This is a genomic window from Intestinibacter sp. (assembly GCF_034113885.1).
Taxonomy (GTDB): Bacteria; Bacillota; Clostridia; order Peptostreptococcales; family Peptostreptococcaceae; genus Intestinibacter.
Window position 1 is genome coordinate 1 of record NZ_JAXEWM010000116.1, and the last position, 9,995, is coordinate 9,995.

The window sequence follows — 9,995 nt, forward strand, 5'->3', positions numbered from 1 at the left end:
ATTTTTGTGATACCCCTATATAGATTTATACTCCATAATAATATGGAATGGCATGAACGATTTACTTGCAAAAGTCGTATAATGTTTTTTGTAGAGAATTAAAGAACAAGCCAACATGATATCCATCGCATACAGCATGTGCAGTTGTCAAAGTACAAGGCATAAGAATCTTGCCGTCTTTTTCTTCGTATTTTCCAGCTGTAATTATAGGTATATATTTAGGCTCACCATTTGCAACATATGTACCAAATCCAGTAAAATTAACCCAAGGTACGCATGATACACAATAAAAATTAGCCGGTTGACCTGGCTTAACCTTCACACCTTTTACATCCTTGTAATAATCCATATCCTTAGTAATAGCTGCGTAAAAAGTTTCGAAATCATCATCAAAATTAGTCCAGCAATCAGAAAATGTCTTGTCATCTTCATGAAAAATTGTGTAATTAGGAACGAGATAATCCCATACACATAAATCGCCATTTTCATCTTCGAACATCTTGAAATTTTCTAAAGCATTTAGAGTTTTAGTCAAGCAATAAATAAATGTAGCATAAAATTTAATATTTTTGCTATGACAGTAATCTATAAATTTTGTAACATCTATATTTGATGTCATGCTGTAGCCCACCTTTAATTTTTCTTTATAATAAAGGTAGTGATCCTTACGTTCCCAGTTTTCTATGTCTACCTTTTTGTAATTTATCACGATAATCACCTCAAATTTAATTTATAATACAACATAAATAGTAAATTTTACTAAATTACTTCTTGATATTAGTGTATCAAATCAATTTATATAAGGCAATTTTAAGGTTTACATAAGGCAGAAATTCTATAAGAAAAAGGCGTTTCTCCAGTAAACTTTTTAAAAACAGTACTATAATAATTTTGATTATTAAAACCAACAGCTATAGCCACATCGAGTATACTCAAATTCATATCTAATAGAAGAGTTTTGCTCTTTTCTATGCGAAAATGATTTAAAAAATGGCAAAAAGTATATCCAGTCGCAGTTTTAAAAATACTACAGAAATAGCTTTTATTAATATTTAAATGTTTACATATATCGTCAATGCTTATATTTTGATCGTAATTATCGTGAACGTATTCGATGGATTTTTTTATATGCAAATTAAATGATTTATTGTCTATTATTTGATTGAATTTGTCTTTTGCAATATTTGAAATAAAGCTGGAGCAATAATTTAAGCATTCTAACGTGCGATAGGGAATAGGAGTATTAGTCTTATTTGTAGATATAGGACCTAGCACAAAAAATCCTTTATAGTTATCTATGCTCAAAATTTTATAGTAAATACTATTATGTATATCTAATATGTAATCTATATGATTTTCATATTTATCGATTAAATTATAAATATCATTTAGAGGATATATTGAATCAAAATACTCGTCATATCCTATTTTATATATTTCCTCCAATTCATAAGAAACAGCCTTGACAGGTATATTGCAGCACTGGTAAAAATCTGTCATCGTTGAAATTATAAAATTCATTTTTCCACCTCAAAAGTCATTAGTTATCAAAATTAACTAAATATATTATAAAAAATACAAATATATTTAAATTAAAAAAAATAAATATATTTTATAATGATGTTAATGAAAATCAATATCAATTAATGATACATTATTTATATTTGTAAGTCAACAAAATTGATTTAAATACAAGACGGCGGAGGAAAAGAATGAACAAGAAAAATATTTTTAAACTTATACTAGACATAGTAATGCTGGTATTATTCGTGACATTTTTTGATAAGAATTTAATCAGCTTTAAATTTCATATTATGAGTGGATTAGTATTTGGAGTGCTTATCTTAATACATATGTTGTTAAATAAAAAATGGATAATAAATATAAGCAAAAGATTATTTGATAAAAATCTAAAAACTAGAACAAAGGTATCATATATTATAAGTGCGATTTTGTTTGTAATGGTGTTTTTAATAATATTAAGCGGTATACTTATGATGAAGGCAACGGATTACGATAAAATAGCGCTTTGGAGGATGATTCATATAGGAGCTTCATATTTATCAATCGTGTTAATTGGTGTGCATGTTGGTCTTTATTGGAGATTTATAAGTGGTATGGTAAAGAAGGTATTTGCTTGATTCAAGGGCATTATTATGCTAAAATTAAATACATACATGGAGAGATAAAAGCCTGGGAGATATTTGACGATATTTCCGAGGCTTTTTTTAATTTTTTAGGAGGATGAATATGAAGAGTTATTTTAGTTACAAGGATGCTTATATTGAAGATGGAAAAAAGATATTAGAAATTAACATACTACCAGAAAAATACTGCAATTTTGATTGTGTATTTTGCCCTATTGGAAGATCAAAAAATAAAATAGATACTCCAATATCATTTGAAGGGACAGAAGAATCAATAGCTGAACTAGGTAAAGTCATAGAAAATACAAAGCCTGAATTAGTATTTATAAACTCAAAAGGGGAAGCACTGGTGAATGACAGAGTTGAGGAAGTAGTTAATTTTATAAAATCTAAGGGATTGCCAGTAAGACTTCTTTCTAATGGTTATATACTTGCTAGAGACGAATATATAAATATAGCAAACAAGTGCGATGAAATCATAGGTGAAATAAAAATGATAACAGAGGAGGATTTCAAAAAAATCCAAAGACCAATTGAAGGATATACATTAGATGAGTATATATCAAATATGGTCTCATTTAATAAACAATATAATGGAAAGTTTATATTTGAAATAACTATAGTCAAGGGATATAATGACGACGAAAAATCAGTTAAAAAATTAAAAGATATAGTTAAAACGATATCTCCTGATAAATTAGTTGTTGTTAGAATTGACGATGAAAGAGTAAAAAAGACTATGTGGGTGTCTGATGAAAGATTTGAAGAGATAGAAAAAACATTAATGCCTTAAAATATATCAACATGTTAGTTATGTGACATATGTCATTGAAAAAGGATATAAAAAACGATAAAATTTAAAAGTAGATTATTGAATAAAAAGTTTATTTACATATAAAATTTATGAAATTTAAATACAAAGGGGATGTTCATAGATGCAAATCAAAAAAACTATATGTCCGTATGATTGTCCGACTTCATGTGGATTATTAGTAGAAACAGATGGAAAAAAGATATTTAAAGTGACAGGAGACGAAAATCATCCTGCTACAAATGGTCTAATTTGTAAGAAAATGAGAAAATACGAAAAATCTATTCACTCACAAGATAGAATTTTAACTCCACTAAAAAGAATCGGAAAAAAGGGAGAAGGAAGATTCAAGCCAATAACATGGGATGAGGCTGTAGAAGAAATAACTATTAAATGGAAAAAGATTATAAAAGAACAAGGTCCAAGTGCGATTCTTCCTGTCTACTACTCAGGTGTCATGAGTGTTATACAGAGAAACTGTGGAGATGCATTGTTCAACAAGATGGGTGCATGTTCATTAGTTAAAACTCTATGCTCTTCTGCAAAAGGAGCAGGATATAATTCAGTAATGGGAACTACAGGTGCACTAGATCCTAGGGAGCTTAAAGACAGCGATTACTATATAGTTTGGGGAAGTAACATGAAGGCGACTCGAATCCAAACTATGCCTGAATTAATCAACGCTAGAAAACAAGGCAAAAAAGTAGTTTTAATAGAAGTTTACTCAAAACCTATGGAAAAATACTGCGACCAAGTCGTTTTGATTAAGCCTGGAACTGACGGAGCCGTGGCGCGTGCGATGATGAATGTAATGGTGGAGGAAAATCTTCAAGACGAGGAATTTTTATTAGAAAATACTATAGGATATAAAGACTTCAAAGAAACTCTAACTAACTATACACCAGAATGGGCAGAAAAAATAACTGGAATTTCAAAAGAAACAATCACAAATTTAGCTAGAGAATACGCAAAAGCAAAAGCACCAGCAATTATTCTAGGTAGTGGAAATTCTAGATATACAAACGGCGGAATGACAGTAAGGCTTATAACAATACTATCAATATTCACAGGTGCTATAAAATATTCAGGTGGTGGATTATGTGGGACATCGCCATCTTCTCAATCGTATATAGATAAAAATGTAATAGCACGCAACGATTTTAGAACAAATAAAGCGAGAATGGTAAATATAAACCAAGTTTCATCAGCGTTAAACGATGAAATAAATCCAATTAAAAGCATATTTGTCTACGCATCAAATCCAGTATGCTCTATAAGTAACCAAAATAAAATGATAAAAGGTCTTTTGAGAGATGATTTATTTACTGTAGTTCATGAAAGATTTATGACAGATACAGCAAAATACGCAGATATCGTACTTCCTGCGACTTTTTCTGTAGAGCAAACAGATGTATATACTTCTTACGGATACTGTACTTTAGCGACTGCCAAAAAAATAATAAATCCACCGGGAGAATGCAAAAGCGACTGGGATATGTTTAGACTATTGGCAAAATCTATGGGATATCAAGATGATTATTTCGATAAAACAGAAGAAGAAATTTTCGAGGAGTTGCTTGAAAAATCATTGAAGGATGTAAAAACTATATCTGAAGAGGATAAAGCTATTTTAAAACAAGGTGGATCTATTTCAACGCCATTTGCAAATCACATGGATATCAAAACTAAATCAGGAAAGATACAAATTACAAATGATGAAATGGAAGAAAGGATACCTCGATATATAGAAAATTCATCACAAGATTATCCATTGAATTTAGTTGCTGTGCCAAGCTGTGAAACTTTAAATTCTATTTTCTTAGAGAGAAAAGATATCGTAGAAAAGAGAGGAAAAGTTACATTAAAGGTCAATCCTAAAGATGCAAAATCTAGAAACATAGAAGATAGAGATGAAATAATTTGCTTCAATGATTTAGGAGAGGTTGGATTCATAGTAGAGGTTACAGATACTGTAGCTCAAGGTGCTGTCGTAGCAGAAGGTGTCTATAATATGGATTTTTCTATAAATGGAAGATTAGTCAATGCACTTCATGATGACAGATTATCTGATATAGGTGAGGCAACTACATTAAATTCAAACACAGTAGATATAAAAAAAGCATAAAAAAGATATGAAATATTATAAAAATAATATAAAATTTAAAATAGAAATTAGTAAATAAAGATAGGGGGACGTATATGTATAATATAGGCGTTGATATTGGTGGAACAGGAATAAAAATAGGAGTTGTAGATTGTAAGGGAAACATAGTTTACAGAGACCAATGTAGTACAGATGTAAAAGGTGGATTTGACAAAATTATTTCCGATATAGATGCAGTAATCAGAAGAATTATCAAAGAAAATTCAATAGATGCTTCACAAATTGGATCTATAGGCTTCGGTCTACCTGGATACATAGACAAAGATGGAAAAGCAAACTGCGTAAATTTAAATTGGAACAAGGTTGACTTTATAAAATCACTAAAGAATACTTTTCCTGAATTTGATATTTTAGCAGAAAATGATGCTACTGTAGCGGGATTAGCAGAGAGTAGATTTGGAAGCGCTAGAAACAGTAGCTCATCAGTTCTTATAACTCTAGGAACAGGAGTAGGTGGCGGAATTGTTATCAACGGAAGACCTTTCAGTGGAGCACATGGGGTAGGCTCTGAAATCGGTCATATGATTATAGGGGAAAATTTCTACGATTGTAACTGTGGAAATAACGGATGCTTCGAAACCTTCTGTTCAGCAACAGCGATAATAAAATACGCACAAAAGCTTTTATCAGAAGAAAATGCTCCAACAAGTGCGATACTTGATATGTGTAAAGGAGATATTTCTAAAATAGATGCTAAAATAGTTTTTGATGCATATAGACAAGATGACCAAATAGCAAAAGAGGTCATAGCAAGATTTAAAAAATATTTAGCTATAGGAATAGCAAATATAGTAAATACTTTAGATCCTGAAGTAGTTGCAATTGGTGGAGGATTATCAAAATCATCAGATATAATACTAGACGGGTTAAAGGAAATGGTCAGAGAACATATTACTTATAAGGATGAAGAATTTGCAGATATAGTAATAGCGACTTTAGGTAATGATGCTGGAATAATAGGCGCATCAATATTGAAATAAATTTTAAGTAAATATAAGTTCTGCTCGTATTTCTTGATTAAAATACGAGCAGAATAATCTGTGTTTATTTAAAATAAGATTTTTTATCTAAATCAAGCGATGCAATAGTTGAGCAAATAGAAATTTCCTCTAATGAAGTAATTGTAGCAATTATAAAAACAAAATATAGATAAAATTCGCATGAAATAAAATAATTTAAAATTGGATAAACAAAAATCAACAACCCAGTTAGTTTATTCAAATAAGTATGAATCATTCCAAACTGCTTAAATCTAATAAAAATCACGATTATAGAAGAAACCTTAATTAGAGCAATTACAATAATCCATATCATCATATAAAAATTCAACTTCAAAATAGGTATAAACTTAAATAAAATAACTGAGATAATAATCACATCTGCAACACTATCGAGTTTAGCACCGAATTCACTAGTAGCGTTTATTTTACGGGCGATGAAGCCATCTAACACATCAGTAATACCACATATTATGTATATTAAAATAAAAGGTAATTTTTCCGGATTTAAATAAAAAAGTACAATAGATAGAATTATTCTTGAAAAAGATAAAACGTTAGGTATATATTTCATTATTTACAATCCTCCAAAGTTCAAATTTATTATATCTTTTATAATATTTTGCCATAAAATAAGGAAAAATCTATATTTTGTTGACATATTTTTACAATAAGACTACTATAAAACTATAAATATAATATATGTCTTCGGGGCAGGGTGAAATTCCCTACCGGCGGTGATAGCCCGCGAACTATTTTTAATAGCTGATTTGGTGAAATTCCAAAGCCGACAGTATAGTCTGGATGAGAGAAGAGAAAATGAATGATGGTTTAGATAGTATTGAGCTCGGAGATGTTTTTCTTCGAGCTTTTTTAGTATAGAAAAATATATACTTTTATATCCGAAGATGTAGAAAATTTGGAGGAATAATAAATGGCAAAATATTATATTGGATTTGATTGTGGTACACAAAGTGCTAAGACTGCTTTATACAGAGATGATATGGTTTGCATGGCTAAAACTCAGATAGCTACAAATTTGAAATGTCCAAAACCTGAATGGCTTGAAATGGATGTAAACGATTATTTATCAGGGGTAATAGAAGGTATAAAATACTGTGTTGAAACTAGTGGTATAGACCCTAAAGATATCAGAGCTATCTGCGGTGATGGTGTTATCTGCGGAATTGTTGGAGTTGACGAGGATTTAAACCCTATTACACCTTATATAAATTATCTAGATTCAAGAACTAAGGAAGATGCAAAATGGTTGAACGAAAATGTCGAGGATATCTGGGCGACTGAAAGTGGAAATGCTTATGTTGATTCTTTCTATCCACCTTTATTTGCACGTTGGTTCTTAAAAAATGTAGATGGATTTAGAGAAAATGGTGCAAAGCTTCTTAACAATGGTCCATATGTGTTAGCTAAATTAGCTGGACTTAAAGCAAAGAATGCATTTATAGATTGGGCGACTATTTCTGGATGGGCTCTTGGATACGATGTAATAAACAAAAAATGGTCAGAAAAACAAATGGAATTACTTGAAATACCTATGGAAATGCTACCCAAAATCGTTAAACCTTGGGATATCGTAGGACATCTATGTGAAGAAATGGCCGAGACTTTAGGTATACCAGCTGGAATCCCTATTGTTGCAGGTGCAGGTGATACTATGCAATCAAACATAGCTTGCGGAATATTAGAATCAAACATGGCATCTGATGTAGCTGGAACTTGCGCGATGTTTACAGTTACAACTGACGGTATAAATGAAAAGTTAAGTACTAAGGATTCAGGATTGATATTCTGTAGCGGAACACTTCCAGATACTTATTTTTACTGGGGATATATAAGAACAGGTGGATTGTCACTTAGATGGTTTAGAGATAATATTTGTGATAAGGTAGATGATTCAGCATATTACGATGTGCTACAAGAAAGAGCTGAAAAGGTAAAACCGGGATGTGATGGGGTTTTATTTCTTCCATATCTACAAGGGGGCTCTGTTGGAATCGAAAATGCAAGTGGTGCATTCTTAAACCTAACTACAAATACTGATCAAGGAATAATGTGGAGAGCAGTGTTGGAGGCTATCGGATACGACTATATTAATGTTTCAGATATGTATAGAGCTGCTGGATGTAATTTAGACAAAATTGTCGTTACAGAAGGTGGAAGCAAGAGTAGTCTATGGAATCAAATAAAGGCTGATATGCTTGGTAGTGAAGTTGTGACTCTTGAAAATGTAGAGGGAGCTGTACTTTCTGATGCTATCTTGGCTGCTTATGCTGTTGGAGATATAGACGACTTGAAAAAGGCTCTTTTAGATGTAGTTAAAATCAAGAGAGTTTATACTCCTAATCCAGAGAATACTAAGTATTACAGAGAGATGTTTGGAATTCAACAACAAATAATTAGAAGCGATATGAAGAGTGTGTTTACTCAGTTAGAAAAAATGAGAAACTTATAAGGTGTATTGAAAAGGGGTTAAGAATAAATCAAATGGGAAATAATCAAAAAACAAAGGAAACAACAATAAAATATTTTGATAATACAGCGAAAGATTACGATAATGGCCATGATGGAAAGTTTGTAAGTTGTATGTATCAAGAAATTTTAGACAGAGTAAACAAATTAGAAGGAAATACAATACTTGATTTGGGGTGTGGGAATGGAAATATTATTTCGTTGCTTAAAAAAGAAAGAGAAGCTTTTTATTATGGATTAGATATTTCTAAAAATATGATTGAGGAAGCTAAAGAGAGATGTGGTGAAGATGTAGATTTTGTTGTAGGAGATGCAGAAAATCTACCATATCCAAATGATAAATTTGATATTATAATTTGCAATGCCTCATTTCATCATTACCCTAGACCAGAGGTTGCAGTTTCAGAAATAAAAAGAGTTCTTAAGAAAGATGGAACACTTATATTAGGAGATCCAACAGTTCCAGGAATTTTTATAAAATTTTTTAATAAGATGATACAATATTCTAATTCAGGAGATTCAAGGATTTGGTATAAAAAAGATATAGTACCGTTATTTGAAAATGCGGGATTTAAGGTTTATGATTGGAAAAAAATAAATTATAGAACTTTTATATTTAATGCAAAAAAAAATTAGAACTGAAATAGAAAAGGCGGTTTATAATAAAATCGTCTTTTTTGCTGTAAAAATTTAATAAAGCTAATGTAAAAAAATATATATTTAATATAAATATACTTTTTATAAATATATACATTGACAGATGATGTATATAATATTATTATATAAATAAGTAATAAATATAACTATAATAAATAGAACTTATGGTGGTGATTAAAATATTATTAGAGTTGACTAAATAAAAAATATATCAGCAAAGGAGGAATAGAGTTGTCTATAACATCAGATTTATTGAGAGGTCATACTGATACAATTATCTTATCTCAACTGATAAAGGGAGATACATATGGATACGCGATCAACAAGGTCATAAAAGATAAGACAAACAATATGTACGAATTAAAGGAAGCGACATTATACTCAGCTTTTAGAAGACTTGAAAAACTAGGATATATATCTTCTTATTGGGGGAATGAAGATAAAGGAGCTAGACGAAGATATTATACAATTACTGAGCTGGGCATTAAGGCATATGAACAAAATAAAATGGATTGGGAAGAAGCAAAGAATTTAATCGATAGCTTAATCGGGGAGGAAAAATAAAAAATGCTTACTAAATACGATTTAAAAATTGAGCAATATGTAGAAGAATTATTTGAAAATGCACCAAATAATAAAAAATCTATGGAATTTAAAGAAGAATTACTTGCAAACCTACTTGAAAAATACAACGATTTAGTTCAATCAGGGATGGAGAGAGAGGCAGC

The 9,995-nt window shown here is 30.4% G+C and carries 10 protein-coding genes and 1 riboswitch; of the genes, 7 read left to right on the forward strand and 3 right to left on the reverse strand.

Features of this window, described 5'->3' with window-relative positions; all coding sequences use genetic code 11:
* Positions 1-61: 61 nt before the first annotated feature.
* A complete protein-coding gene (locus SPD90_RS07080) occupies positions 62-709 on the reverse strand; it encodes a chloramphenicol acetyltransferase (RefSeq protein ID WP_320924759.1) in 648 nt (215 codons plus the stop codon).
* 101 nt (positions 710-810) lie between these two features.
* A complete protein-coding gene (locus SPD90_RS07085; RefSeq protein WP_320924760.1) occupies positions 811-1,521 on the reverse strand; it encodes a helix-turn-helix transcriptional regulator in 711 nt (236 codons plus the stop codon).
* A gap of 191 nt (positions 1,522-1,712) precedes the next feature.
* Between SPD90_RS07085 and SPD90_RS07090 the strand changes: the two genes are divergently transcribed.
* From SPD90_RS07090 to SPD90_RS07105, 4 genes are all read left to right on the forward strand, one after another.
* Entirely contained in the window at positions 1,713-2,141 is a 429-nt protein-coding gene (locus SPD90_RS07090; RefSeq protein WP_320924761.1) for a cytochrome b/b6 domain-containing protein, read from the forward strand.
* Between the two features lie 109 nt (positions 2,142-2,250).
* Positions 2,251-2,940 carry a radical SAM protein gene (locus SPD90_RS07095; protein ID WP_320924762.1) on the forward strand — a complete coding sequence of 230 codons (690 nt, stop codon included), beginning with the start codon at positions 2,251-2,253 and terminating at the stop codon, positions 2,938-2,940.
* Between the two features lie 142 nt (positions 2,941-3,082).
* Complete coding sequence (locus tag SPD90_RS07100) at positions 3,083-5,083, forward strand: molybdopterin-containing oxidoreductase family protein (RefSeq protein ID WP_320924763.1); 2,001 nt, start codon at positions 3,083-3,085, stop codon at positions 5,081-5,083.
* 74 nt (positions 5,084-5,157) lie between these two features.
* A complete protein-coding gene (locus SPD90_RS07105) occupies positions 5,158-6,102 on the forward strand; it encodes an ROK family protein (RefSeq protein ID WP_320625453.1) in 945 nt (314 codons plus the stop codon).
* Positions 6,103-6,166: 64 nt separating this feature from the next.
* Here SPD90_RS07105 and SPD90_RS07110 read toward each other — a convergent pair whose 3' ends face one another.
* On the reverse strand, positions 6,167-6,694 hold the full coding sequence (locus tag SPD90_RS07110; RefSeq protein WP_320924764.1) for a CDP-alcohol phosphatidyltransferase family protein: 528 nt from the start codon (positions 6,692-6,694) through the stop codon (positions 6,167-6,169).
* A gap of 126 nt (positions 6,695-6,820) precedes the next feature.
* Positions 6,821-6,940: riboswitch (FMN riboswitch) on the forward strand.
* Positions 6,941-7,054: 114 nt separating this feature from the next.
* Here SPD90_RS07110 and SPD90_RS07115 point away from each other — a divergent pair.
* The 3 genes from SPD90_RS07115 to SPD90_RS07125 all read left to right on the forward strand — a co-directional run bounded on the left by SPD90_RS07115 (position 7,055) and on the right by SPD90_RS07125 (position 9,831).
* Positions 7,055-8,593, forward strand: coding sequence for an FGGY-family carbohydrate kinase (locus SPD90_RS07115; protein ID WP_320924765.1), 1,539 nt, complete (start codon positions 7,055-7,057; stop codon positions 8,591-8,593).
* 32 nt (positions 8,594-8,625) lie between these two features.
* A complete protein-coding gene (locus SPD90_RS07120) occupies positions 8,626-9,246 on the forward strand; it encodes a class I SAM-dependent methyltransferase (RefSeq protein WP_320924766.1) in 621 nt (206 codons plus the stop codon).
* A gap of 252 nt (positions 9,247-9,498) precedes the next feature.
* The gene (locus SPD90_RS07125; RefSeq protein ID WP_320924767.1) at positions 9,499-9,831 is read left to right on the forward strand and encodes a PadR family transcriptional regulator; all 333 of its coding nucleotides are present in this window, start codon (positions 9,499-9,501) and stop codon (positions 9,829-9,831) included.
* The last annotated feature ends 164 nt before the right edge of the window (positions 9,832-9,995 follow it).